Annotated in this window: 25 protein-coding genes; 15 read left to right on the top strand and 10 right to left on the bottom strand. The window is 56.2% G+C overall.

What is annotated here, in order from left to right; translation table 11 throughout:
• Nucleotides 1-2: 2 nt before the first annotated feature.
• Complete coding sequence (locus SLH49_RS03165; protein ID WP_320267720.1) at nucleotides 3-1,085, bottom strand: class I SAM-dependent methyltransferase; 1,083 nt, start codon at nucleotides 1,083-1,085, stop codon at nucleotides 3-5.
• A 114-nt stretch (nucleotides 1,086-1,199) separates the two neighbouring features.
• Between SLH49_RS03165 and SLH49_RS03160 the strand changes: the two genes are divergently transcribed.
• Nucleotides 1,200-2,228: a GlxA family transcriptional regulator gene (locus tag SLH49_RS03160; protein WP_320267719.1), complete on the top strand. Its 1,029-nt coding sequence runs from the start codon at nucleotides 1,200-1,202 to the stop codon at nucleotides 2,226-2,228.
• 59 nt (nucleotides 2,229-2,287) lie between these two features.
• On the top strand, nucleotides 2,288-2,773 hold the full coding sequence (locus SLH49_RS22305; protein WP_413785265.1) for an SRPBCC family protein: 486 nt from the start codon (nucleotides 2,288-2,290) through the stop codon (nucleotides 2,771-2,773).
• A 184-nt stretch (nucleotides 2,774-2,957) separates the two neighbouring features.
• Here the strand turns inward: SLH49_RS22305 and SLH49_RS03155 are convergent, their stop codons facing one another.
• Nucleotides 2,958-3,866, bottom strand: coding sequence for a LysR family transcriptional regulator (locus SLH49_RS03155; protein ID WP_320267718.1), 909 nt, complete (start codon nucleotides 3,864-3,866; stop codon nucleotides 2,958-2,960).
• Between the two features lie 72 nt (nucleotides 3,867-3,938).
• Between SLH49_RS03155 and SLH49_RS03150 the strand changes: the two genes are divergently transcribed.
• From SLH49_RS03150 to SLH49_RS03125, 6 genes are read left to right on the top strand one after another with little or no spacing between them, the layout of a single operon-like run.
• A complete protein-coding gene (locus SLH49_RS03150; protein WP_320267717.1) occupies nucleotides 3,939-4,343 on the top strand; it encodes a hypothetical protein in 405 nt (134 codons plus the stop codon).
• Nucleotides 4,307-4,552: a hypothetical protein gene (locus SLH49_RS03145; RefSeq protein WP_320267716.1), complete on the top strand. Its 246-nt coding sequence runs from the start codon at nucleotides 4,307-4,309 to the stop codon at nucleotides 4,550-4,552. The genes SLH49_RS03150 and SLH49_RS03145 overlap by 37 nt, the downstream gene beginning before the upstream one ends.
• Nucleotides 4,552-5,172 carry a glutathione S-transferase family protein gene (locus SLH49_RS03140; RefSeq protein ID WP_320267715.1) on the top strand — a complete coding sequence of 207 codons (621 nt, stop codon included), beginning with the start codon at nucleotides 4,552-4,554 and terminating at the stop codon, nucleotides 5,170-5,172. The genes SLH49_RS03145 and SLH49_RS03140 overlap by 1 nt, the downstream gene beginning before the upstream one ends.
• Nucleotides 5,173-5,191: 19 nt before the next feature.
• Complete coding sequence (locus SLH49_RS03135; protein ID WP_320267714.1) at nucleotides 5,192-5,902, top strand: type 1 glutamine amidotransferase domain-containing protein; 711 nt, start codon at nucleotides 5,192-5,194, stop codon at nucleotides 5,900-5,902.
• Nucleotides 5,899-6,345, top strand: coding sequence for a DMT family transporter (locus SLH49_RS03130; RefSeq protein ID WP_320267713.1), 447 nt, complete (start codon nucleotides 5,899-5,901; stop codon nucleotides 6,343-6,345). Before SLH49_RS03135 ends, SLH49_RS03130 begins: the two co-directional genes overlap by 4 nt.
• Before the next feature lie 10 nt (nucleotides 6,346-6,355).
• Nucleotides 6,356-7,072 (top strand): SDR family NAD(P)-dependent oxidoreductase, encoded by a 717-nt coding sequence (locus SLH49_RS03125; protein WP_320267712.1) that lies wholly within the window; start codon nucleotides 6,356-6,358, stop codon nucleotides 7,070-7,072.
• 340 nt (nucleotides 7,073-7,412) lie between these two features.
• Here the strand turns inward: SLH49_RS03125 and SLH49_RS03120 are convergent, their stop codons facing one another.
• The 4 genes from SLH49_RS03120 to SLH49_RS03105 all read right to left on the bottom strand — a co-directional run bounded on the left by SLH49_RS03120 (nucleotide 7,413) and on the right by SLH49_RS03105 (nucleotide 9,407).
• Entirely contained in the window at nucleotides 7,413-7,886 is a 474-nt protein-coding gene (locus SLH49_RS03120) for a GNAT family N-acetyltransferase (protein ID WP_320267711.1), read from the bottom strand.
• A gap of 100 nt (nucleotides 7,887-7,986) precedes the next feature.
• On the bottom strand, nucleotides 7,987-8,421 hold the full coding sequence (locus SLH49_RS03115) for a carboxymuconolactone decarboxylase family protein (protein WP_320267710.1): 435 nt from the start codon (nucleotides 8,419-8,421) through the stop codon (nucleotides 7,987-7,989).
• A gap of 23 nt (nucleotides 8,422-8,444) precedes the next feature.
• Nucleotides 8,445-8,855: a DUF6326 family protein gene (locus SLH49_RS03110; RefSeq protein WP_320267709.1), complete on the bottom strand. Its 411-nt coding sequence runs from the start codon at nucleotides 8,853-8,855 to the stop codon at nucleotides 8,445-8,447.
• 162 nt (nucleotides 8,856-9,017) lie between these two features.
• On the bottom strand, nucleotides 9,018-9,407 hold the full coding sequence (locus SLH49_RS03105; protein ID WP_320267708.1) for a hypothetical protein: 390 nt from the start codon (nucleotides 9,405-9,407) through the stop codon (nucleotides 9,018-9,020).
• Nucleotides 9,408-9,459: 52 nt separating this feature from the next.
• On the opposite strand from SLH49_RS03105, the gene SLH49_RS03100 reads away from it, so the two are divergent.
• Complete coding sequence (locus tag SLH49_RS03100; RefSeq protein WP_320267707.1) at nucleotides 9,460-9,942, top strand: helix-turn-helix domain-containing protein; 483 nt, start codon at nucleotides 9,460-9,462, stop codon at nucleotides 9,940-9,942.
• Nucleotides 9,943-10,036: 94 nt separating this feature from the next.
• On the opposite strand, the gene SLH49_RS03095 is transcribed toward SLH49_RS03100, so the two are convergent.
• Entirely contained in the window at nucleotides 10,037-10,840 is an 804-nt protein-coding gene (locus tag SLH49_RS03095) for a hypothetical protein (protein ID WP_320267706.1), read from the bottom strand.
• A 262-nt stretch (nucleotides 10,841-11,102) separates the two neighbouring features.
• Here SLH49_RS03095 and SLH49_RS03090 point away from each other — a divergent pair, with 262 nt between their 5' ends.
• Nucleotides 11,103-12,041: a class I SAM-dependent methyltransferase gene (locus SLH49_RS03090; RefSeq protein WP_320267705.1), complete on the top strand. Its 939-nt coding sequence runs from the start codon at nucleotides 11,103-11,105 to the stop codon at nucleotides 12,039-12,041.
• 417 nt (nucleotides 12,042-12,458) lie between these two features.
• On the opposite strand, the gene SLH49_RS03085 is transcribed toward SLH49_RS03090, so the two are convergent.
• Nucleotides 12,459-13,361: a LysR family transcriptional regulator gene (locus SLH49_RS03085; RefSeq protein WP_320267704.1), complete on the bottom strand. Its 903-nt coding sequence runs from the start codon at nucleotides 13,359-13,361 to the stop codon at nucleotides 12,459-12,461.
• A 93-nt stretch (nucleotides 13,362-13,454) separates the two neighbouring features.
• Between SLH49_RS03085 and SLH49_RS03080 the strand changes: the two genes are divergently transcribed.
• Nucleotides 13,455-14,096 carry a class I SAM-dependent methyltransferase gene (locus SLH49_RS03080; RefSeq protein ID WP_320267703.1) on the top strand — a complete coding sequence of 214 codons (642 nt, stop codon included), beginning with the start codon at nucleotides 13,455-13,457 and terminating at the stop codon, nucleotides 14,094-14,096.
• A 403-nt stretch (nucleotides 14,097-14,499) separates the two neighbouring features.
• Here the strand turns inward: SLH49_RS03080 and SLH49_RS03075 are convergent, their stop codons facing one another.
• Entirely contained in the window at nucleotides 14,500-16,959 is a 2,460-nt protein-coding gene (locus SLH49_RS03075) for an ATP-binding protein (RefSeq protein ID WP_413785264.1), read from the bottom strand.
• 184 nt (nucleotides 16,960-17,143) lie between these two features.
• Here SLH49_RS03075 and SLH49_RS03065 point away from each other — a divergent pair, with 184 nt between their 5' ends.
• Both SLH49_RS03065 and SLH49_RS03060 read left to right on the top strand, forming a co-directional pair.
• A complete protein-coding gene (locus tag SLH49_RS03065) occupies nucleotides 17,144-17,962 on the top strand; it encodes a class I SAM-dependent methyltransferase (RefSeq protein WP_320267702.1) in 819 nt (272 codons plus the stop codon).
• 76 nt (nucleotides 17,963-18,038) lie between these two features.
• Entirely contained in the window at nucleotides 18,039-18,773 is a 735-nt protein-coding gene (locus SLH49_RS03060; RefSeq protein WP_320267701.1) for a GNAT family N-acetyltransferase, read from the top strand.
• 57 nt (nucleotides 18,774-18,830) lie between these two features.
• On the opposite strand, the gene SLH49_RS03055 is transcribed toward SLH49_RS03060, so the two are convergent.
• Nucleotides 18,831-20,381 (bottom strand): winged helix-turn-helix domain-containing tetratricopeptide repeat protein, encoded by a 1,551-nt coding sequence (locus SLH49_RS03055; protein WP_320267700.1) that lies wholly within the window; start codon nucleotides 20,379-20,381, stop codon nucleotides 18,831-18,833.
• 551 nt (nucleotides 20,382-20,932) lie between these two features.
• Here SLH49_RS03055 and SLH49_RS03050 point away from each other — a divergent pair.
• Nucleotides 20,933-21,079 (top strand): hypothetical protein, encoded by a 147-nt coding sequence (locus SLH49_RS03050; protein WP_320267699.1) that lies wholly within the window; start codon nucleotides 20,933-20,935, stop codon nucleotides 21,077-21,079.
• Between the two features lie 11 nt (nucleotides 21,080-21,090).
• A complete protein-coding gene (locus SLH49_RS03045) occupies nucleotides 21,091-21,849 on the top strand; it encodes an NnrU family protein (protein ID WP_320267698.1) in 759 nt (252 codons plus the stop codon).
• Nucleotides 21,850-21,871: the final 22 nt, after the last annotated feature.

The following is a 21,871-nucleotide window of genomic DNA, read 5'->3' as shown; positions in this document are numbered from 1 at the left end:
ATTTAACGGCGTGCAACGAAGTAGGCGTTCACTTGGTCATGCGGCAGGCGGTGGGTTTCCACATCGTCAAACCCAGCTTCGGCCAAGAAGTCCTGCGCGGTTTCCACACCCCACATCGTTCCCAAACCTGGACCGCCCTGACCAATCGAAATCGGCGTACAATGCATCAGCGAAATGGTGAACAAAAGTGGCGAAAGCGGATTGTCCATATTGGTGACAAGGTCCCGCGACCCGCCGATATCTTGCATCAGGAACACGCCGTCTTCCGTCAGCGAATTGTAAACAGTTTTGACAAGCCCCAGAGGGTCTTTCTGGTCATGAACCGCGTCGAAACCAGTCACCAGGTCGAATGCGCCAAGTGAATCGACGGTGCTCAAATCCAGCGTTTTGAAGGTGAGGTTATCCAAACCGTCCTTTAGGGCCTGAACACGCGCTTCGGCGAATGCGTCCTCGCAGAGGTCCACACCCGTAAACCGACTATTTGGAAATGCATGCGCCATCTTGAGTAGTGCACGACCGCCGCCACACGCAATATCGACGACATCGATACCTTCCTTCAAGCGCTCGATCAGACCTGGGACAATTGGCAAGATACTATCGATCAAGGCCATAACCGTGGTCTGATAGCTGTCTTCTGCCATCACCTCGTGGAAGCGAAGGAAATGGTCGTAGTGCAGACCATCGCCGCTTTGAAATCGCTCGATCATTTGCTCTTCGACCGAGGCGGCAACCCCAACAAACTGGCTGGTCACAGCGATGTTATTAGGTGCGGCTGCTCGCGTCAGAAAAGCGGCATGCTCAGCAGGCAGTGAGTAAGTCCGGTTCTCCGGTTGGTACTCGACGATCCGAGAAGTCACCATGACAGCAAGCCATTCGCGTACGTATCGCTCAGCAAGACCCGCTGAAGAAGCGAGTGCTTCACTGCTGCTCGGTGGCAGAGCGGCCATTGCGTCGAACAGGCCGACACGGTGGCCAAGCGAGATCATAATCGAGGTTGCGGCGTTCGTGATCGTGCCGACAAGCTGACCAGCGAAGGCTTCGGCGCGTTCGGCATTGAAGGGGGTTGGTGAGGAAAGATCGTTCATTTGGGTCTCCATTGTTGAAAGCGCCGTGGCGCTCAGATGGAGATCGTTTGCATTGACAAGCCGAGTCGCGTTAGCTGTTAGATCGACAAGAACGGCTCAAATCGGACATCTGAAATGTCAAAATCACTCGAAACAGTTGTCGTAGGACTTCCTTGGGCTGGCACATCGACAGTCTTTTCGATCCTGGATGTTCTGGCTTCTGTGGGTCGGGACTGGGCGATGCTTCATGGCGAACAGATGCTCCAATCACCGTTCCGGGCGCGTCTGTGCACGCCGGACGGTGTAGCCTATCGCGATTTGAATGGCCGCTTGATCACCCCGGAAGCTGTGTTACCTGAACCGTCGCAAACCGATCTCGTGATTGTACCAGACATGCATCTCGACCCATGGAAACCGCTCCCTTCGGAAATGAATCCAATCGCGGAGTGGGCCGCTCAGGTGCACGATTCCGGCGGGATGGTGACATCCGTCTGTTCCGGAGCGTTGCTATTAGGCATGAGTGGCGTACTGAACGGCGTGGATGCAACGACCCATTGGGCTTACTCAGAACGGTTAGCTGAAGAGTTCGAAGGAATACGGGTGCGCCGCGAACGGGTCTTGATCCCTGCGGGCGACGGACATCGCATCGTAACCGCCGGTGGCGCGTCAGCTTGGGCTGATCTTGTTCTTTACCTGATTGCCCATTTGGTAGGTTGCGAAGAAGCGCGTCGAATTGCCAAACTCTACCTAATTGAACCGCACTCCCAAGGCCAAATGGGCTTTGCGTCTTTGTCCGCTGGACGCCAGCATTCTGACGCAGTCATCGGCGACCTACAGAGCTGGATAGCCGTCAACTACGAGCATTCGAACCCTGTTCAGGAAATGGCGCGCATGGCGGGTATGACAGAGCGTACGTTGTTGCGCCGGTTCCGAGCTGCCACAGGACAGACTCCAAGCGACTATGTTCAAACGGTCCGGGTCGAAGAGGCAAAACAGGCACTCGAAACATCCGATACCCCAATCGACGACATTGCTGGAGAAGTTGGATATGCAGAGCCTTCTGCTTTTCGCACCGCGTTCAAGAAGCGGGTCGGATTGAGTGCTAGCGAATACCGACGCAAGTGGCAGGCGAAGTTGAGCCATGCGCTTGGAGACGCAACCTAGCGTCTTATCCAAACCCTTCGTGTCCGATGGGCGAATAGCGGGAAGGAGCCTGTTGAGGCATGCCACTCCTGAAAAGGAGAAGAGATATGCATGCACTAAGTGCGGAAGCCGGGATGCCTTCAACGTCTGTTGTTGAAAGTTCCATCCTCATTACGTCCCCGTTGGAAACTGTCTGGAAATACACAATTGACGTCAATCGATGGCCTGAATGGTGCCCAACGATACAAGCGGCGAGTGTTCAAGATGCCGATCAGCTGTCAATAGGGACGGAGTTCTCGCTTAAGCAACCGCTACAACCTAAACGGAGCTGGCAAGTCACCGAACTGGTTCCAAACAAAGTAGCGGCATGGCGCACCATCGATGAGAAGGGTCGCTTTGTGGCGAGGCACGTCTTGGTAGACAACGGCACATCAGTCGAGAGCACTTTGCAACTCCGATTTGTTCCAACCTGGTGGCCAATCCAATCATTGTTCACGCTAGCGTTCAAAGCGGCGTTGAACCGAGAAAACAGAGCGCTCAAGGTCGTTTGTGAGCGTTCGAACTAGTTTGAATGCCACTGGTGCTGATGCAGTTTTGAATGTCAGCTTTGCGGACTGCGGCTGCAGCATTGAGGCAGGCTGTCGGAAGTCGGCTATGGGCCGAAGTGCGCCGCTCTGAGCGCGTGTCAGGTACCCTTTTGCGGAAAAAAGATATCCCGTTTCCAAAGCTCGTGCACCACAAAGCGTTCAGCTATTTTGCCAGTTTGTCAGTAACCCAGTTATGTACTGCACTTTTGCTATGTCTTTTGTGACGAAGAATTGAGACATCAAACGAACGGATTTCGATCGGCGGCTCACAGAATTTCAACCCAAAGTAGCTCGCATGATGTCTGACGAGGTCGGCGGGTAAAGTGCTAATGAAGTCGCTTTCTGCCAGAACAGACAGCGCAGGTAGGAACGACGGAACGGCGAGGCAGACCTGCCGGTTCAGCCCCTGCTGTTCCAGCGTGGTATCGACAACTCCCCGCATTGATCCATCGCTTGAGACAAGGATATGCGCCTCGGCGGCATAGGTTTCGGGCGTCAAGGGCGCATCGAATATGGCGTGTCCTTTTCGAGCAGCGACAAGGTAGCCTTCCTTGCGAATGAGGTGTGTGTCGAATTCATCACCAGCGCCCGCAAAGTAGCCCAAGGCAAGGTCGAGCGTGCCGTCGGATAACCCGCGCAAGCACTCTGATCTGGTCAGTGACCGAACAGACAGGTGAATGCCGGGGGCCTCCTCTCGCATGTTCGCCATAGCCTTCGGGAGAAATGTCGCGATCTCCCGGTCTGACGCGGACAGACGCAAAGTTATGTCTGCCGTTGCCGGGTTGAACAGCGCTGGTCCCGACAAGGCCGACTGAACCGCATCGACGGCGGCGCGGATGCTGGGTTCAATCTGGATCGCGAATGCCGTGGGCTCCAAGCCATGCGGGCGACGCAGAAACAACTCATCCTCGAATACCTCGCGCAACCTGCGCAGCGTATGGCTGATCGAGGAGTTCGTGAGCCCCAATTCACCAGCGACGTCAGAGGCTTTGCGGGTGCGCATGAGCGCGAGAAAAATCAAAAGGACGGTCAGATCCAGCCTTCTGATTTTATTTTCATTGTATTCTGACATGAAGCGTTTTCAGTTTAACTACACTGTGCCGATCCATATGTCCTGAGCACCGGCAAGGCAAGGAGCGGCGGCATGAAGATTGGGATCATTGGACGTGGACGCGTTTCATCCGCGCTGTCCGGCACGTTTGCGCACCAACATGAGGTTCGACTTGGTGTCCGGACTGCATCAGCCCCATCCGAAGGCCCAATCGGCGAAGTTGCGGTTTGGTCCGATGCTATCGTGCTTGCAACGCCGTGTGGTGCCGAAAACGAGGTTTGCCGGGCGATCGTGGATCACGTCACGGGTAAGCCTGTGATTGACGCGACCAATCCCGTGGGCATGCGAAACGGCAAGCTTGATCTGGTCCTTGATGGGCCGGGCTCTGCCGCTGAAGTTCTGCAGGCACGGCTGCCGGACGCCATGTCGTCAAGTGCTTCAACCAGATCGGGGCTGAGTTCATGGACGATGCTGGCAAGTTGTCCGGCACGCCCGTGATGTTCGCCGCGGGCGATGATCCGGCGGCAAAGACACTCGCACTCACCCTTGCTGCAGAAGCCGGATTTGAGGCTGTCGACGGTGGGCCGCTTTCCAATGCTCGGCATCTGGAGTCGCTCGCGATGATCTGGATCTGGTCCGCTGTCAAAGGGCCTTTGGGGCGAACATTCGGCTTTGCCCTGTCCCACACAAACTCAAAGGACACCTGATGGAGCTCTATCACTGGCCGATGTCTCACAACGCGCGCAAGGCCCGCGCTCTCGCCCGCCATCTTGGCGTCGCGGTCCAAGAAGTACCCCTGTCGATGCAGGACAAGGACCACAAGGCCGATAGCTTTTTGGCAATCAACCCGATGGGGCAAGTGCCGGCAATCAAGGACGATGATTACACGGTCTGGGAAGCGAATGCGGTTCTTATCTACCTTGCCGCGCAATCCCCAAACGACTTGCTGGGGCAATCGGCGCAGGAGTGGGGCCACATCACACAGTGGATGACATGGCAGTCGGTCGAACTGTCGCCCGTTGTGGTGCCGCTGCATGTCGAAAACCATTTCAAGCGTGTGCGCGGCATCGATGCAGACGCGGTCAAACGTGACGCCGCCAAGCAGAAGCTGCGCGCCTTGTTGAAGATTCTTGATGATACGCTGGACGGCAAGGATCACCTGGTCGGCGATCGCCTGACCGTGGCGGATTTTGCCGTCGCCGGTGACTTTACCCACGCAAGAAACGCGCACTTCCCGCTTTCTGAATACCCGAATGTCGCGCGTTGGCTCAAGGGCATCGAAACGCTGCCAGCCTGGGCCGACACGACACCTCCGCAAATTGGCTGAAAACCTGAAAGGAAAACCTATGACAAAACGTATCTTGATGCTGGCCTCCAACCCGGCGGTCTCACCTGTAACACAATGGCCCATCGGTTTCTGGTGGGCCGAGTTGAGCCACGCCTACGAGGTCTTCAAGGACGCGGGCCACGATGTGACGATTGCATCGCCGGGTGGCGGTGTACTTCAAGCGGACGGCTATTCCGACCCCGAAGACGAAAGTGGCTATTCCGTCGAAGACACCATTTCGCTCGCGTTCAAGCAGGACCCCGCCAAAATGGCGCTCTTGCAGAACACGCCCGCTTTGAACGACCTCGATATGGATGATTTCGACGCGATCTTCGTGGTCGGCGGGCAAGGCCCGATGGTCACGATGATCGACGACCCCAAGACCCACAAGGCAGTCGCGGATTTCTACGAGGCGGGCAAAGTCACGGCAGCTGTCTGTCACGGCACCTGTGTTCTTCTGAAAACGCGGCTGTCCAACGGGGATCTTTTGGTGAAAGGCAAACGCTGGACCGGCTTTGCGGATTCAGAAGAGGCGTACGCCGAGAAAGCAGTAGGAATGAAGATCCAACCGTTCTGGATCGAATCTGAGGCGCGCAAGCTGGCCGACACGTCCTTTGAAGTGGGTGGCCCGCTGGAAGAGTTTGCGATCCGCGACGGCAATCTGATCACCGGCCAGCAACAGGTCTCGGCCGCCGCAGCCGCCCGTCACGTGGTCGATGCGCTCGCATGACCCAGTGGCCACTCATCCTCGCTGCGTTTGCAACGGGCGCAATGGTGCCCCTCCAGTTGGTCTTTAACGGCCAATTGGGGGGCGTCACACGGAATGCCTTCACCGCCTCGCTTATCGTGTTTCTGGTTGGGGCTGTCGTGCTTCTGGTGCTTGTCGCGGTGATGCGTCCGCCGCTGCCCTCTTTTGAGGAGTTGCGCGCCGCACCCCGAACCGTTTGGCTCGGCGGCTTGATCGCGACCGGCTACATCGTGGCCATCGTCATCATAACGCGGCGGCTTGGTGTGGGGCTGACGACCGGCCTGATCCTTGTGGGGCAGCTTTGCATGGCGCTCGCACTCGACCATTTCGGGGCGTTCGGCAATCCGCAACACGCGCTCGGGCTTGGTCGGGCTGCAGGTCTTGCGCTGATGATTGCTGGCGTCATTACAATCAAATCTTTCTAGGAGAAAATCCATGTCTGATCCCCTAAAGACAATCCTTGTGACAGGCGCCAATCGCGGCCTCGGTGCGGCTATCGCATCGGCCTTTCACAAAGAGGGCTGGCGCGTAATCGGGACGGCCCGCCGTCCCGAGAGCCTCGCCCCCGCCATCATAGACGAGGCCCATGCGCTCGATCTGTCCGACCCGGCCAGCCTGCAGGCATTCAGCGCGGCCATCACCGCTGCGGGACCGGTCATCGACCTTATGGTCAACAATGCCGGGTTCAACCCGAAAGACCGCAAGGACGATCCGGATTATTTTCGGTCCACCTTTTCCATCGACAGTTTCTCAGCCGCGAACGTCGCGGAGAGCATGTGGATCAATGCCTTGGCCCCGACCGAGTTGGTCTCGAAGCTGTTGCCACTTCTGGCCGAGGATGGCGTTGTCCTGAACATCTCGTCCTGGCTTGGATCGATTGGCGGTAAGTCAAGCGGCGGTCACTACGGCTATGCTGGGTCAAAGGCCCTGCTGAACATGATGACGCGCGCAATTGCCGGCGAATGGTCTGAGAGCGGCCGATCGGCCGTCGCCCTGAACCCCGGCTGGATGCAAACAGATATGGGCGGCGCCAAGGCGGACCGGACGCCAGAAGAGGTCGCGCGCGCTGTGTTTGCATTGTGGAGAGATGGAAAACTGTCTTCGGCCAACGGCAATTTCCTAAACACTGACGGATCGACCCATCCCTGGTAGCCAACGGAAAGAAGAAGTCGAAAGTCCGTCTTGTTAGCGGTCATTCGTTCAGTCGAAGCCAAAGGCCGCTTCGTCCCGCGATGCGGTCCTCGGGCGATCCATTGATTTCGCAGCGGTGGCGAATGACCGCTAAGCGGGCGCGCATGCAGCATCGCCAAAGCTAAGCGAACGGCAGGATTGGGCCGTCGAAGCTCATCATGGGTGATACTCCGATCAGAAGGAACGATCGTCTCGAGATTGGCAGTGGGTCCGCTAGGGTTAGTCCTAGACACTGGCGGGTGTGTAACAGGACAGAGCCTCCGTTTATCGCAATACTCAGCATTGCAACCTCGCTCTGCGGCTAATCAGTTTCAAGGCGAAACTTGAGGAACGTCTCTCCGTCGTAGTCGATATGGTCAACGTGCGTTGCTCCTAGTCTTCGAAGCGCGCCCAGGTTCTTGCGAGATGGCGGCAACAGAAAAGTTACAAACGGAATGCGGTCGTCTGACTTTGCAAACTCAAGGGCCTTCATCGTGATACGCCGCCCCAGACCGAATGAGTTCGGACGCAGAACGAGTCCGAAATCCCACTCGTCGCCTTCCTTTTGAAACCCGCCCCATCCGACATACTTGCCGTCAACCAGAAACGCCCAGTGTCCAAGACCGTCACGGCTCCAGCACTCTTCTTTCTTCGCGACAAAGCCGGCGGCAACCTTGGCGTTCCACTTGAAGTTTAGAAGTGGCATGTGCTCGGCGACCTTGGGGTCGGACATGTGTTCGACAATCTCGGCGGGCTCAACGTCGGTGAGCCTTGCGAAGATAATTTCATTTTTCAAAGCCGCCTCCTTTGGCGATCGATTCCGGCCGACTCCGCTTGCGGAGTGCGGCGCCCAGTCCACCGAGCGCCACCGCGACCATGATACGTATTCGTCCGTGTCAGTGTTTCGACTTCTGAACCCGGTTCCAAAGACTGATCATACCGATGTCTGCCGTGATGACTGAGATCTCCTGGTCGGAGTAGTGCTTTCGCAAATCCCGGCGGAGTTCTGACAGGTCCTGATCTCGATCAAGGTATGTCAGGGCTTCGGTCCACGCGAGAACCGCCTGTTCGGCGGGCGAGAAGTGGTCCACCTCGCGCCAGACCACGAGAGTATCCAGCTTTGCCTGTGAAACACCCGCCTTGCGCGCTTGGCTAAGGTGCATAGCCACACAATAGGCGCACTGATTGATTTGTGACGCCCGAAGCTCGATCAGCACTGACAGGGCATGATCTAAGCCATGGTTGGCCATAAGTGCGTGGGTATTGCCGAGATGCCCGTAAATCTCGGGTTGGTTCTTCTCGTGCGTCAGGGGTTGGTTGGTGTCAGTCATGGATTTGTCCATTTTTTCTTGTGTTAGGTGAATAGTGCATCGCCGCCTGTCGGTGCCGGTTTCCATCGCCAAGCCATCACGACGATTGTGGCCATCGCGACAAGTTGAAGTACAAGGTGGTAGGCATCATCGAGATCGATTGGAGACGGCGGGATCATGGTGACGGTTGTGATGAGTGCTGCGACGAATGTGAGAGGCCGAGCGAAACGACGCTCCAATAGCATTGACAATGGCACCATGGAGATCGGGATCGAAACCACGATGCCACCGATCAGCATCAATTCTGGTGTGATCTCCATGCCGTTGAACTGACCCGTCATGACGGTTTGAAGAAACCCAGGCATCACGAAATGGTGGAGATCTCGAAAAATGATGTTGAGCAGGATGAATAGCCAGAGGGCCGCGAGTTTGATGGGAGTCTCTGCAAAATGCATTTCTGTTGTCCTTCTTCCTTTGTTAAGGGCTTTGAGTGGATTCAGAGCTGTTGCTTTTAGCGTTCACCTGGACGCTTTTGTTGCGAGGCTGGCGAACAGTCGATTGCTAAAAAGTGGACAGCGGCTATGCACGGGCGCATGACGTGGAACGCGACCCTTCCGCTACCATAAAAGCAAGGGTTGAAAGGCGCCGGTTGGCCGCAATGCTGCCCAGATCAGCAACAAGCCAATCGTACCAAAGACCGCGCAATAAGCTCTTGAGGATGCGGTCCCGTTGAATGCCAGAATTCCCGTGGCTCCTATGTTTGATACAATGCCCATAAGCACGGACCCCCAGGGAAAAACCCCGTTCGAGCTTTGCCAAAGCCCGAAGCCGTAGCCGACGAGCAAAGCTGTCGCGGCCATTCCGTAGAGCCGAAACAGTGTTGCGGAAGTGGTGGTTACTGCCGTCATCGCCGCCAGACGCGATCGAGGCAAGAGCAAGAACGGCCCCGCCACAAAGACTACGGTGACGACCATCTTTACAGTAAGTATCAACGATATTGCAGACATGATCTGAAACCTTATTCTGAACTCAGATCACACTTACTGGAGCTGAAACCGTATGTCAAACTCAGATACTATATATCGTCGGCATTCACCTGTTCCCCTGGACAAATGCGGAGCGGCCCTCGCGACCGATATCATCTCGGATCGCTGGACAATTCTGATCATGCGCGAGGCGTTTTACGGTGTGATGCGGTATGATGACTTCCGTGCGGACATCGGCATCCCGCGATCAGTGTTGACAGACCGGCTCAAGCGTCTGGTCGACGCCGAAATGCTCAAGCGTATCCCCTACCGAGAAGGCAACTCTCGCACCAGATACGGATATGCCCCGACAGAGACAGGCCTAACCTTTGGTCTTCCTTTGCTTGCCTTAATGGCTTGGGGAGACACGCATTTGGCAGAGCATGGCAGTGCGATAAAAATCGTGGACCGATCAACCGGAACGAAGTTGAAGGTCGCAATTGTGCCGGAAGACACGCCGGAAATTGGGATAACCGACGTCAGGATTGTTCCGAAGCAGTCCGAAATGACGCGTTGATGTAGTCGAATTGGCAAACCAGGAGTCGTTGCCAAATATCTGATTTTCGATCTGTTGCCTGCCAACACGTCCGGCAGGCGGTGTTGACGAACCATCAATGAACGCTGCCCAGCAACCCATGAATCCAATCTTCCAATCCGATGGCACCAGCAACGAGAAACAAGGCTGGAACCGGCGCGACCGCTATGGCGATGCAGGTAAGAAAAGCGGGGTATGTAAGGGTCCGGCTATACCCGACCGCCATCGCGATGCCGCCACCCCCGCCAAAGACTGTGTTGCCTGGCATGTTGATCATGAAGATTAGGGCTAGCCCGCGAAAGCGCATGAGTCGCTGAAGAACCGGTCGCCGTCCGAGTTTCTGGTGAAGGATTGCCAGAGCGTCCTTATTAGTTTGAGCGGTACTTGCGGGGTCAGCACTTCGGGCCCGATCTGCAAACCGTCCTGTGGCGAACGCGATAGTCAGGCCAAGGATTGTCGCAGCATAAACCGGCAGAGCAACGGAAGAGCCCAAAGCAAGCATTACTGCAAGTCCGATTTCAGCACTCGGCACGAACGGTACGGCGAGCAAGACAATGTAGACCAGCAGGATCGCGACGCCCATGGCGATGGACGGCATTCCAGTTTGCAAATGGGTCGTTAGCGTCGAAGAAAGCCCCGAGGTACCAAGGAGCAGCAAAGAGGTCAGGACGCCAACCAAAATGGCCAACCCGATCTTACGATAGTGCCGCACCACGTTTGCGAACTTTGCACGAAGGAACATGCCCGCAATTGGTTTGGGGCTTTTAATGACCGGGCCCGCCTCGGGATCGTCTAGGACGGACCCATTTGCCGGAAACAACCCATCAGCGGGTTGGCCTATGGGCACCGAGGATCGGTGCGAGGTTAATGTGGTATGCATGGCGGGTCTCCGAGGTTGGAGACGGTTTAGCAATATGCTGGCAAATGGCAGATTGCCCAAATCCTTACACTGACCATACGCCAACGCATGATCTGGCAAGTCGTGTCTATGAGTGGCACCAGCTGCGCATCCGGAAAGCAACTCAGACTGGTGGAGCTGCCTTGATTTCAGCTCCGCGATGGGTGGCATGCCGTAGGATGAACGTGACCAAGCGAGCAGGATGCGGTTCACCTAGCTCCGCCACAAATGCATCCATCAATGGGTGCATGGCAACTGTTCAGACTTCCGCAATGGCGCCGCGATCGTTGAATGGGCATTTCAAGGTCCGAAGACGGGAAATCCCCCGAAACCAAAACTGTCAGGGTCGAGAAGGAGCCACCTGAAAATGAACGATCTGAGTAAAGCCGCGCCGTGGGATTGCGTCGCGAACGGGTATGAAGCCTCGGCCAAGCTGGTATTCACTCAGTTTGCTATCGCTGCAATGGACTTGGTAGATATCGAGCCCGGTCAAGATGTAGCCGATATCGCATGTGGGCCCGGGACACTCACAACCCTGCTTGCTGACCGGCAGGCGCGGGTTTCCGCGCTCGACTTTTCGATGAGCATGCTGCGCATTCTGGAAAGAAACCTGTCCAGATCCGATCTCAACGCGGTCACCGTGCATCATGGCGACGGACAGGCGCTCCCGTTCGAAGACTCGCAATTCGACGCAGCGTTTTCTCTTTTTGGCCTGATGTTCTTCCCTGATCGTGCAGCTGGCTATTCAGAGATGTATCGGACGCTGCGCAAAGGTGGCATGGCCTGCATTTCAAGCTGGGCACAACTCTCTCTCTGCCCATTGTTTGACGTAATGGCGCAGACTATCGCGCGCTTGGATCCGTCGCGACGACCGCCAACGTACGACATCAGTTCGTTAGAAAACCCCGACGTTCTTGTGGCGGAAATGCAGGCGGCAGGGTTTGTTGACGTCTCAGTTCACCGTGTGTCGCGCAGCTTCGCATTTCCATCCGCGAACCAGCTTTGGCACGACTTGACAGAAGGAAGCGCGCCAGTTTCGGTCATGCGATCGCGGATGTCGGCTGAGGCTTGGAACGCCGTGAGTTCCGAAGCGGTGCGCTTCGTCGACGCGCAGGTGGGGCCTTTCCCAACCCAGTTGGGGGCAACCGCATGGATTGCGACCGGACGCAAGCCGTTGGCCTGACAGCATGCGGTGCACCATGCACTCGTTGCGTTGTCAGCCCGGTGTTAGTGAAGTTCGCAGTTGTGGCAGGATGGGGCGCTTACCATTTTCCAATATTCAGGACATTCCAGAATGAAAACTCAACCCTACGGCCCTTCCGGCCGTCCTATGCAGCCGAATTGACGGCGATCATGTATGAGGCTGCTCACAACATCGGCGTACCCGATTACACGCCCGAGCAGAGCAAATCGTGGAGCCCGGCGCCGTGCGTACCGGCAGATTACATTAAGCGGGTCGCAGACAAAGAGACAGTGATCGTGGCTGTTGCGGCAAACAACACACCCATTGCCATCACCGAGCTCGAGGCAGATGGTCACATCGATTGCCAGGCTTTCCAGCGGCGCGGCCTTACAATTCACAACTACCGCCGAAGGCCTGTTAGCTAGCTTTAACAACCTGGCTTAGACCATAAGCAATCTGGTCGAAGACAATCCGGATACGTTTGCTTGTCTGAAGCTCGCGGTGTGTGACAAGCCAGACAGGCATCGTTGGCATGCGTAGATCCGGGAGTACCTGTTCATACCCAGGATCCGATTTGCATATCGCAGCCGGGAGAAGCGAGACACCGAAGCCCGCCTTAACACAGCCGGATATTGCGGTCCCAGCGTCGCTTGAAATCGCAAAGTTCCTGTCGCTGATCGGTATCCCGAGGCTGTTCAGCAAGGACTGGACACCATCCTGCTCGATCGGTGCGACGAATGTAAGGTCACCAGCATCGCGAGGTGAACTCGGACGTCCGACGCGATCGAGATATGCAGGCGAGGCATATAGATGCGTCGTCAGATCGCCGATGTGTCGCGCGATGAGTTCGGGCTGGCTCGGCCGCACGTGCCGGACAGCGATATCCGCCTCTCGCCGCAGAAGATCGTCGATTGAATTGGACGAGATCAGTTGCGGCCGGACACCTGGCGCCTTTTCATGCAGCGGAAGCAGGATTGCTGGTAGCAACTGCGCTGCCATCATATCGAATGCAGTGATGCGCACCGTTCCAGACACGTCCACCGACTGACTTATGGCAGCCATTGAAACCATCATGGCGGCGTCACTCATGGCACGGACGTGGTGCAATAGAACCTCGCCTGCCTCTGTCAGCTTTGGCCCTTTCTGGCTTCGCTCTAGAAGCGTCACACTTAACCGTTCCTCTAGTTCCGAGATCTGGCGACCGACTGTCGGTTGGGTGGTCTTCAGGGCGCGTGCAGCAGCACTGAAGCTGCCCTCCTCGGCGGTCGCCAAAAAGGCCCGTACTTGGTTCCAATCAAACGAAATTGCATCCCAGTTCATGCGCTGACGTATAGCAGTCATTGAGTTTTAGGCAATCGCTTGTTCGTATACGCATAACAATAAGGTGGCAAATCCCCGACAAGGAAGTAAGATATGGAATGTGCTACCAAACAGCAGAACCAGACGCTCCAAACATATGAGCGGCTGGCCCCAACCTACGATCAACTTCATCAACGGTGGCTGCGGTTCTCTGGCGGCGAGGCGCAGGCCGCCCTCGAGGCCGCCGTTCGAGTCGCCATGAACGCCGACACAACCCTGCTGGATGCAGGCTGCGGAACAGGACGATTTGCGCGTCGCCTTCTGTCGGAGGGTGTCCGGCCCGAGCAGATCACCTTACTGGACCCTTCATGGGCCATGCTCGCGCACTCCGCCGATCTCCCCGTAGAGAAGACCCGCGGGCGTTTTGAGGCCCTCCCGTTTGCGGCAGCGAGCTTCGATATTGTAACCTGTGCTTGGGCGATTGAAACGGTGTTTGAGCCCAGTGATGCAGTGGATGAGCTGTGCCGCGTCTTGCGACCCGGCGGTCTGCTTTGCTTGACGTTCTGTGCGGAGAAATCGGAGCGCAGCATTCTTGACCGGATAATGCAGGCGCGACTTGCATATCGCCGGACGGGGCGGTTCCTTGATATCGACACGATCAAGGCACAGGTGAGCCGAGCAATGAACTGCGATGTGCAGATTCTGCCGTCATCGGGTCCTGCTGCGACGCTGATTGCGCGCCGAAAGCGGCTCTGATGCTCCTGCTGACCGATCTCACCACATTGACTTAGGACAGTAATCTAGACGATGACTCGGAAAGCTCTCAGTGACTGCTTCGACGTCCGTAGGAGCGTTGAGCGAACTACCCGCCGCACAGGCAACCGGATGCTGCGCCAGCAATAGTTGCAGTCGCACAAGTCCGCTTTGTCCGCGATCAGTGAGTTCGAGCGGGGCAGCATTTCGGCATTGCGGCTAAAGTCCGGTCTGGTGAAGCTGCGCCGCAGCGCTTGGCGACATCGGCAACGGCAGCTCCGGGCCGTCCTCTACGGCTCTCAATGAGGGCAAAGCACCCGATTTTGTGCTGCCTCTCGTGGCGGCTTTGAGCCCAAACTCACCAGACTGCCAAGCAGTAGCGAACGCCTCCTTCCCTAAAGGTGGCCTAGTCGATGATCACGTCGAGTTCTGATAGAACATCCTCCAAGTCCCAGTCCTGTCCCATAGAAACTGCATTGTCAAAGTCGATATCGGTCATGCTCGCGACGGCACGCTCCATTGCGCCTTCGTAGCCAGGTGCCAGAGAACCCTTTTCGCCCAATCCGCGAATGCTGGGGATAAGACCAGAAAGACGCGCGGCGGAAGCGGGCTCGCCAACGTCTACCAAGCAAATGGCAATCGCACGCAGGATTGTTGGCAGTTGAATGACGTCACCCGTACTGATCGCGGATTTCAGCCCTTTTGCGTACATTTCCAGTTGCACTTTCGCTTCGTCCGGAGGGCGCGACAGGCTGGCCTCGATCCCGGCGGCGGTCACTTTGAACCAGGGCGCGTAGCAGCGGTTTGCGGCAATTTCGAGCATATTGCGATAGTGCTCGACATCTTCAGGGCTTCCACGACCAAATGCGGCGACCGTACGCCCAATCAGTTCGCAGCAATGCCCTGACGGCCAATCATAGTCTTTCAACATGGCCTCTATGTCTTCAAAAAGTCCGGGGATTTCTGGCGCGTCGCCCTGACTCATCGCGTAGCCGCATGCCAGAAAGGCAGAGGTTTGGATCTTCCATGCAATATCATTATTCTTCCGGGCGAGATCCCATGCCTTCTTGCCGCTGATGAACACTTTCTCAAAGTCTTCTCGCGCAAACCCTTGGTAGAACTGGAAATAGGCGGTTTCGACCGTTTCTCCGCCCGCAGCAATGCTTGTGGCCATAAGTGCCTCTGAACGGTCCAGGTCACCGGCGCTCCATGCGCCAATAGATCTGACAAGGTCGGCGCGATGGTGATATTCAGCCGACAGGTCGCAACACTGGACGCCGGCTTCCAACCATTCAAATCCTTCGATCCGAAGCTGCCAAAGTAGATGGATGTGCAACGCGAGCAGCGGTTCAACGGCAATGTCAGCACGCTTGACGCGCCGTCCCCATGCAAGCGCGCGACCGACATCGGGCCAGGCAGCCGTCAGCGCTTCGCAAGCCGTGACCTCATCAGGCCCACGCATCTTTTGTGCCAGATCGTTGATCTGCGATGCAAACCATTCACCATGCCGTTCTTCCAGCCTACTGCGACGCTCCTCCTCAAGTTGCTTTTCGCTGAACTGACGGATCGGTTCCAGCAACCGAAAGCGTGACATCGGAGTGTCAGGGATAAAGTTGACCATCGATTGGCTGACAAGGCTGTGCAGGATATCCCTTGCATTCGGCGTTTCGCACACAGCCTCGGCCGCTTGGGCGGTAAAGGCGCCGGCAAAGATGCTCAGGCTCGTCAATGCATTTTGTTCGTCGTCAGACAGCAGGTTGAACGACCATGCGATTGTGTCGTCCATGGTATGGTGCCGCCCACGCGCTCTACCGCGGCGGTTGGACAAGACGGACAGTTGATCGTCAAGGTCTTGCAGGAGCTCATCTGGGGTGCGCGACGATAACCGGGGCGCAGCAAGTTCGATGGCGAGGGGAAGCCCTTCCAAACGTTCGGTAATCTGGCGCACCGTCTCGGACAGATTATCTGTTGTGGCAAGATCGGTCGCCTGTCTTGCGCAGTGCAGAAACATTTCGACCGCGACACCATCGCGCGCCTCGTAAGGCAAACCACCGAGCCGCAAGACTGTCTCGGTTGGCAAATCAAGTGCTTCGCGGCTTGTCGTCAGAATTGTCAGGTTTGGGACAAGACCAGAAAGCTTGTCGGCCAATGCGGCAGCAGCCTCAATCACATGTTCGCAATTATCAAGGACCAGCAGGACCTGCTCTTCTCCCAACCGTTCGGCAATCTTGGCCGGGCTGACAGGCCCTGAACCGGCACTGGAATCGAGCACACCAAGCACGGCAGATTCTATTCTGTCGCTTTCGGCCGGGGCCAATTCGCAGAACCAAATGCCACCCGGATATCTCTCCAAAACTGAGGATGCGACCTCAACCGCCAATGCGGATTTCCCGGCACCCCCTGGGCCGACGATTGACACGATGTCGCCACTCGCAAGTTCATCAAGCACACGTTCAACTTCGTGGCGCCGTCCAAACAGAGGGCGTCGCCGCTTTCGCAGATTGTTCGGAGCGTTGTTCTGAGCTGGTGCGGCGGGTGAGGAGTGCTGGGCAAGTGGCGCCGCTGCGATATCGCCAACAAAGCGGAAGCCATGCCCGTGAATTGTACGCACGAAACGTTGTGTTCGGCCGTCATCATTAATCGCTTGCCGCGCGGCCTTAATCGCGGTGGAGACGGCACTGTCAGAAATGAAGCGGCCGTCCCAAACACGGTCTACCAATTCATCTTTCGGGACGACGCGGTCACGATTTTCAATGAGCAGAACGAGGACATCAAACACTTTTGGTTCGATTGGATGGCGCCTGCCTGCGCGCTGCAGCTCTCTTGTCGAGAGGTCAACTTCAAAGTCATCGAAACTGTAAATCATGCAAAAGCAACCGTTCTTTGGATGAACCGTAAAAGCGCAAACACGCTATCACAACGGAAAACCGGGCCCGAATTGCCGATCCGCCAGACTTCCCCACAAAAAACTCATGTCGTCCACAAGCGTGCTGGACCGTGCGTTGGCATAGCTCTGCCATCGACAAACAAAGATATCGAAGGAGATAACCATGACAATTCAACAAGAAATCACGCCAGACTTTGAAGCGATCAAGAAAAAGCAAAACGCCGCATGGACGTCAGGCGATTACGCCGTCGTTGGTGTGACCCTGCAAAAAGTTGGCGAAGAACTGGCCGATCGGTTGGACCTTGTTCCGGGATCACAGGTACTAGACGTCGCTGCGGGCAACGGTAATGCGACGCTGGCCCTTGCGCGCCGTTGGCACGCGGTCACCTCGACTGACTATGTCCAGCATCTACTCGACAAAGGCGCGCAGCGTGCGAAAGCCGAAGGTTTCGACGTCAATTTTCAGATTGCCGATGCCGAAAACCTTCCGTTTGCAGACGGGCAATTTGATGCAGTGGTATCAACGTTTGGCGTCATGTTTGCGCCAAATCAGACGAAAGCGGCTGCAGAATTGATGCGGGTTACGCGCACGGGCGGCAAGATCGGCATGGCCAACTGGACGCCAGATGGGTTCATCGGTCGTCTTTTCCGTGTGCTGGGTGCCTATGTGGCGCCACCAACCGGGGTGAAATCTCCCGCGCTTTGGGGGGATGAGGTCTGGCTAAACACCAGCTTCAGCGACGCAAGTTCCATCGAGATTGAAACCCGCAGCTTTCGGTTCCGTTACCGGTCAGCAGAACATTTCATTGGCGTATTCCGCGAACTGTATGGCCCGGTTCACAAAGCATTTCTGGCGCTCTCGGCAGAAGGACAAGCTGATTTGGCCGGCGCTATCTCAGAGCTGATTGCGGAGTTCAATCAAGCCAAGGACGGATCTGTCGCGATTGATGGTCGTTACGCCGAAGTCGAAATCACCAAGTGATGACGGCGCGTGAGGCCGGGTCAATCTCCGGACTGACTTGACCTAATTTCAACGCATTCTGATGAAGGAAAAGAATATGCCTGACAACGATAACATGCTCGACAACCCAGTTTGGTGGTCCTTGTCGACGCACCACAGACCAAGGGCAACTGGAACACGTGGCGCCCTTACAATTGCAAAAGATTTTGGGCCTTTCGCGGCCCTGTCCGGTGATGATCCTAAGACAATTGACGCTTTCCTGAACCTCGTCGCGCAGCGCGAAGCGCCAGCTTATACGATGCAACACTGGTCTCCATTTGGCAATGAGGTCGCACCAACCGCTATGGGCGTACAAATGGTCGCGCATAGTGTTGCGAACCCAACTGACCATCACGAGATTGTGGACCTGCGCGAAGTCGATGCCGTACAGATGTTCAACCTCGCGCGGCAGGCCCGTCCGGGACCGTTTGAATGCCGGACACATGAACTGGGCGACTTCATTGGCGTGAAAGAAGGCGGAAGGTTAATCGCAATGGCGGGTCAAAGGCTCAGTTTTCCGGGTTTCACCGAGATCAGCGCCGTTTGTGTGGCGGAAGACTGTCGTTCACGTGGACTGGGCGCTGCACTTGTTCTGGAAATGACAGCGCGTATCTTGGCTTCGGGAAACCAGCCTTTCCTGCACACCTTTGCGTCTAACCAAGGTGCAATTGCGCTCTACAAACGCTTGGGCTTTCGCATCAGAGCCGATGTGCAGGTCACCCTTTGGGACGCTGCGAAGATTTCCGAGGCGCGGCGTTACTTGCAAGGATCGGAAATGCGTTTGGCGTCTTAACCCGCGATTTTTCCCGTCGAGAGGCTCGCTAAACAGATCACCTGCTTTGGCGGGTCCTCAGAACCCGAGCCTATCAAATGCAGTTTGTAGCTGCGCTGCCTTTGCGGGATCGGTCGGGCGGAAGAGCATCTCGAAATGGTCCCGGCCAAAGCCGCCGCCCAGTTTTGCGATCCGTGCAAGCACGTCGTCCGAGCGGTCATCTCTCCCGAAATGGGCAAAGATGGCCGCGGCGATCACACAGACGTAGAGATGTGCATTGGGCGCGCGTAGCGATTGCTCGGCAAAGCGAATGGCCTGCTCGGGTTGGTCATCCACAAATGCAGCAAACGCCCTGGCACTGAGCATTGATTGCAAGTGTGGATCAATCGGGCTGAAGGTCAGTGCTGATTGCAGGTGTTGGTCTGCCGCGGTGCCGTGGCATGCAATCGCCGAGAACTTGCCACTGTTGTAGTGGCCGAAGGCATAGTTCGGGTTCAAGTTGATGGCCCGATCAGTCCATGCTTGTGCACCATCAATGTCTTGATGGATCCAATGTGCGCGGCCCAAAACCAGATTGCAGAATGGGTCATGCGGATCGAGATCGACGGATCTTTCGGCATGGGCGAGCGCATTTGCCAAATGGGCAGACTTTTCGGGCCCAAATCCGAGATTGAAGTTTTCGAACTCTGTATAAGACAAACCGGCTGTCGCGCGTCCAAAGTCGGGGTCGCGTTCCAATGCAAGCTTGAAATAGGCGGCTGCCTTTGTGTTTTCCGGGCCGCTGAAGCGATAAAGATGACGAAGGCCAAGGTGATATAGCCCCCAGGCGTCAAGCTTTTCTGTTGGGACATTCGTCAGACGCACGGCCTCATGCTGTGGTATGCGCAGGTCAACGGCTGTCGCAACAGCGCGGACCACATCCTGCCGTACAATGAAGATGTCATCCAAGGAAACGTCGTATGTTTCGCTCCAAAGAACCTGCTCATCACGCGTGTCAGCAAGATCGACGACAATACGTACCCTCTGCCCGGACACTTCGATCGATCCGCTAACAACGTAGGTCACGCCAAGTCGCGCATGGATGTCCGAAAGCGCGTGCGCCTGCAAATCAAGGCGAAAGGAGGATCCGCGTGCAATCACACTGATCGAATGCAGCCGGGATAGCCCCGCGATGATTTCGATCGGCAGCCCGTCTGCGATCGCCGTCTCCTCCCGGTCCGACCCAATCAAAGAGAACGGCAATACCGCAATGACCGGTTGTCCGGCCATCGCATTTGAGTGCTCGTTTTCAATTGTCTGAGAATCGGACAGGGCGGTTTGCCCTCTTTCAAGATCCCTCACAAAACGAAAGCCTTTTCCGCGAACGGTGCGGATGAACGTTTGGGTTGCACCATCGTCGCCCAGCGCTTTGCGAATATGTTTGATCGCACCACTCAGCGACGCCTCTGTCACAAACACTCCCGGCCAGATTTCATCGAAAATCTCGTCCTTTGTCAGAACGCGATCTGCATGCGCCACCAGAAGGGACAACAATTCAAAATGCTTCGGTTCGAGATGGGTTGCTTCGCCATTTTGCCGCAGCTCCATGCGGCGTGTATCGAGCTCAAATCCATCAAAGGCATAGATCATGGCAACAGATTAACAGGGCCCAGATGTTTGGGAAACCTTCATGCAAACGGCCAATCATCAGACAATCGTCAGACTGACCTCAAGCTCTGTGGCGATCAGCAGCGCATACCTCATGCACCGCAGTTTGAGCGGCATAGCATAAGAGGATTACCGAAAATGATAACAAGTCTTGTCACCAGTTTGAGACGTCACGTCTGGCAAAGGCGCAAAAATGCGCTACCGCGCGACATTCAACGCCTTCCCACACATCTGCGGGCGGACATTGGCTTCCCAAAGCCTGATGAGCCCGCCTCCTTTGACGATTTTCCCTTCAATTTCAGAGTATAGCACCTGGATTTGGCTGCAGGAGCTGACCCATCAAACGGCCGCGATCGCGGCCGTTTGGCATTTCGGCCGACCCAAGATCCTGCCTCTCAGGTGTCGCACTAAGATTCCTCAAGAAACCCTCAAGCAAACCTCAAGCATGCAGCTGGCTCCACCCGCATAAGGCGCCTCACAAGCCAGCGCATTTGACGTGCTTGCAAATGACACAACACCGATTGGAGAAAGAAATGACACGCCGTCTGACACGTTGGTTCCGCATCGCGCGTTCCACAAACCACCCCCCACAGATCGATTATCTGAGCGACCACATGCGCTCTGACATCGGCATGCCGCCGTTTCGTGATGCAGGCGCCCACCTGCGCACCTGGTTCTGAGGAGAGAAACGATGAAAAGATTTATCGTCTTCGCATATGGTATCACAGCCTATCTGTTGTTCCTCGCCGTGTTTTCATACCTTGCTGGTTTTTTGCTGAACCTTCTGGTCCCGAAAGCGATTAACACGGCAGATGGCGCGCAAACGTCTCTGGGTGCCAGCGTTACAATCAACCTGCTGTTGATCGCGACTTTCGGGTTCTTTCACTCTCTCTTGGCCCGCGATCACGTGAAAGCAGTACTGTTGAAAGTCCTGCCAGCAGCTGCCGAGCGAAGCACTTATGTTGTGCAGTCAAGCCTGTGCCTGGCTCTGGCGATGTGGCAATGGCAGGCGCTGCCGGGAACAATCTGGCATATCGATGGCTTTGCTGCGGTCATGGCCTATGTAGGTTTTGCAATCGGGGCGTCATTGGTCCTTTGGTCGACGTTTCTGATCGATCACTTTGAACTGTTTGGGCTGCGCCAAATCTGGACCCACATGCGGAACGCACCTATGCCGCAGCCTGAGTTTCGGACACCTGCGCTTTACAAGATTGTGCGCCATCCAATGCAGCTTGGTGTGATCGTGCTGTTGTTCGCGACGCCGCACATGACATGGGGGCATTTGCTCTTTGCTGGGGCGATGACCGCATACATCTTTGTCGGTCTCTACTTCGAGGAGCGCGCTTTGCTGCGGACATTCGGCGACCGCTACGCAACGTACCAGCGTAATGTCCCGATGCTATTTCCAATGCTCAAGCCACGTGGCCAGCAGATCACTGCGAGAAACTAACCGATTTGGCCGGTGGTGTGAT

It is taken from the genome of Cognatiyoonia sp. IB215446, from assembly GCF_033963825.1.
GTDB lineage: Bacteria > Pseudomonadota > Alphaproteobacteria > Rhodobacterales > Rhodobacteraceae > Yoonia.
This window is presented reverse-complemented; position numbering and strand designations above follow the sequence as displayed.

Bases quoted from the DNA above. Each gene is read 5' to 3' on its own strand.
- SLH49_RS03165 (WP_320267720.1), bottom strand. From the start codon at position 1,085: ATGAACGATCTTTCCTCACCAACCCCCTTCAATGCCGAACGCGCCGAA.
- SLH49_RS03160 (WP_320267719.1), top strand. From the start codon at position 1,200: ATGTCAAAATCACTCGAAACAGTTGTCGTAGGACTTCCTTGGGCTGGC.
- SLH49_RS22305 (WP_413785265.1), top strand. From the start codon at position 2,288: ATGCCACTCCTGAAAAGGAGAAGAGATATGCATGCACTAAGTGCGGAA.
- SLH49_RS03155 (WP_320267718.1), bottom strand. From the start codon at position 3,866: ATGTCAGAATACAATGAAAATAAAATCAGAAGGCTGGATCTGACCGTC.
- SLH49_RS03150 (WP_320267717.1), top strand. From the start codon at position 3,939: ATGAAGATTGGGATCATTGGACGTGGACGCGTTTCATCCGCGCTGTCC.
- SLH49_RS03145 (WP_320267716.1), top strand. From the start codon at position 4,307: ATGGACGATGCTGGCAAGTTGTCCGGCACGCCCGTGATGTTCGCCGCG.
- SLH49_RS03140 (WP_320267715.1), top strand. From the start codon at position 4,552: ATGGAGCTCTATCACTGGCCGATGTCTCACAACGCGCGCAAGGCCCGC.
- SLH49_RS03135 (WP_320267714.1), top strand. From the start codon at position 5,192: ATGACAAAACGTATCTTGATGCTGGCCTCCAACCCGGCGGTCTCACCT.
- SLH49_RS03130 (WP_320267713.1), top strand. From the start codon at position 5,899: ATGACCCAGTGGCCACTCATCCTCGCTGCGTTTGCAACGGGCGCAATG.
- SLH49_RS03125 (WP_320267712.1), top strand. From the start codon at position 6,356: ATGTCTGATCCCCTAAAGACAATCCTTGTGACAGGCGCCAATCGCGGC.
- SLH49_RS03115 (WP_320267710.1), bottom strand. From the start codon at position 8,421: ATGACTGACACCAACCAACCCCTGACGCACGAGAAGAACCAACCCGAG.
- SLH49_RS03110 (WP_320267709.1), bottom strand. From the start codon at position 8,855: ATGCATTTTGCAGAGACTCCCATCAAACTCGCGGCCCTCTGGCTATTC.
- SLH49_RS03105 (WP_320267708.1), bottom strand. From the start codon at position 9,407: ATGTCTGCAATATCGTTGATACTTACTGTAAAGATGGTCGTCACCGTA.
- SLH49_RS03100 (WP_320267707.1), top strand. From the start codon at position 9,460: ATGTCAAACTCAGATACTATATATCGTCGGCATTCACCTGTTCCCCTG.
- SLH49_RS03095 (WP_320267706.1), bottom strand. From the start codon at position 10,840: ATGCATACCACATTAACCTCGCACCGATCCTCGGTGCCCATAGGCCAA.
- SLH49_RS03085 (WP_320267704.1), bottom strand. From the start codon at position 13,361: ATGAACTGGGATGCAATTTCGTTTGATTGGAACCAAGTACGGGCCTTT.
- SLH49_RS03080 (WP_320267703.1), top strand. From the start codon at position 13,455: ATGGAATGTGCTACCAAACAGCAGAACCAGACGCTCCAAACATATGAG.
- SLH49_RS03075 (WP_413785264.1), bottom strand. From the start codon at position 16,959: ATGATTTACAGTTTCGATGACTTTGAAGTTGACCTCTCGACAAGAGAG.
- SLH49_RS03065 (WP_320267702.1), top strand. From the start codon at position 17,144: ATGACAATTCAACAAGAAATCACGCCAGACTTTGAAGCGATCAAGAAA.
- SLH49_RS03060 (WP_320267701.1), top strand. From the start codon at position 18,039: ATGCCTGACAACGATAACATGCTCGACAACCCAGTTTGGTGGTCCTTG.
- SLH49_RS03055 (WP_320267700.1), bottom strand. From the start codon at position 20,381: ATGATCTATGCCTTTGATGGATTTGAGCTCGATACACGCCGCATGGAG.
- SLH49_RS03050 (WP_320267699.1), top strand. From the start codon at position 20,933: ATGACACGCCGTCTGACACGTTGGTTCCGCATCGCGCGTTCCACAAAC.
- SLH49_RS03045 (WP_320267698.1), top strand. From the start codon at position 21,091: ATGAAAAGATTTATCGTCTTCGCATATGGTATCACAGCCTATCTGTTG.